The organism is Ruminiclostridium cellobioparum subsp. termitidis CT1112, assembly GCF_000350485.1.
Taxonomy (GTDB): domain Bacteria; phylum Bacillota; class Clostridia; order Acetivibrionales; family DSM-1351; genus Ruminiclostridium; species Ruminiclostridium termitidis.
The window spans coordinates 1-1,394 of sequence record NZ_AORV01000067.1 but is presented as its reverse complement, the minus strand read 5'-3'; the positions used below and the strand labels follow the sequence as shown (position 1 = coordinate 1,394).

Sequence of the window (1,394 nt, the reverse complement as noted above, 5' to 3'; positions counted from 1 at the left end):
TTCTGCTGCGGCATCTGTCCCATATTATTATTGGATATCGCCTGTTGGTTGGGTTCTGCTGCGGCATCTGCGCTGTCATATTTGGCATCGCCTGCTGGTTGGGCTTCTGCTGCGGCATCTGTGCCGTAGTATTTGGCATCACCTGCTGGTTGGGCTTCTGCTGCGGCATCTGTGCCATGGTATTTGGCATCGCCTGCTGGTTAGGCTTCTGCTGCGGCATCTGTGCCGTAGTATTTGGCATCACCTGCTGGTTGGGCTTTTGCTGCGGCATCTGTGCCGGTTTCTGAGCAGGGGCATTCTGCTGCGGAGCCTCCTGTTTTGGCTGTTCCAAGTTTTTCTGTTCGGGCTGAACTTTTGGTTTATTATTAAAAAATGGCCATTTTTGCACTTGAAAATGCCTCCTCTGATTAACATAATATTATATTACATACTATGTCGGTCAATGGATATGGTGACATTTGAAAAGCGTTCTTTTACCTGCAGCTTAATTTACTGTAGTGCCGGTTAAATTGCTGCTCAATCTCACAATTTCAAGTTGTACGCTGATTATATTAATTAATCGGTTGTGCTTTATTTTGCTTTACACATAAATTCAATTGGAATCAACTGGTTCGCGAGGACAACTTCATAAAATAAGGTGCACTGACAAAAACAATTGCGCTAAATTGTCGGCGAGGTAATGCACCTGTTAAATATAACTCGTATGCCAATTTAAGTTTTTTTGCTTTACACGTAGATTCAACTAGAATCAGCTGGTTCGCTAGGACAACTTCATAAAATGAGATACACGGTTAAAAACAATTACAACAAATTGTCGGCGAAGGTAATGCACCTGTTAAATATAACTCGTATGCCAATTTAAGTTTTTTTGCTTTACACGTAGATTCAATTAGAATCAACTGGTTCGCTAGGACAACTTCATAAAATAAGGTGCACGGTTATAAACAATTGCGCTAAATTGCCGGCGAAGGTAAAGCGGTTTTGCCGGCAAAGCAGCAGGACGCTGCTTTGAGCTTCAAATCGAGACAGGATGTCGAGTTTGAGCGACGGTAAAATCGCTTTAAATAAGGCGATACAATTTTCGCAATTGTTTTGGGTGCGCCCTTATTTTATGAAGTTAGTGCGGAAGTAACCAGTTGATATAAAAAATCATACAGGTAAAGCAATCGTCAAATGTGGCCATACAATTTGTCACATTTGCTTTTGGTGTGTCCTTATTCTCATGAAGTTAGTGCGGAAGTAACCAGTTGATATAAAAAATCATACAGGTAAAGCAACAGTCAAATTGGCGATACTATTTGTCACATTTGTTTTTTGGGTGCGTCCTTATTTTTATGAAGTTAGTGCGGAAGTAACCAGTTAATATAAAAAATCATACAGGTAAAGCAACAGTC

1 pseudogene is annotated in these 1,394 nt (G+C 40.9%); it reads right to left on the bottom strand.

What is annotated here, in order from left to right:
- Positions 1-388: pseudogene (locus CTER_RS24830) on the bottom strand (hypothetical protein); the annotation flags it as partial.
- Between the last annotated feature and the right edge of the window lie 1,006 nt (positions 389-1,394).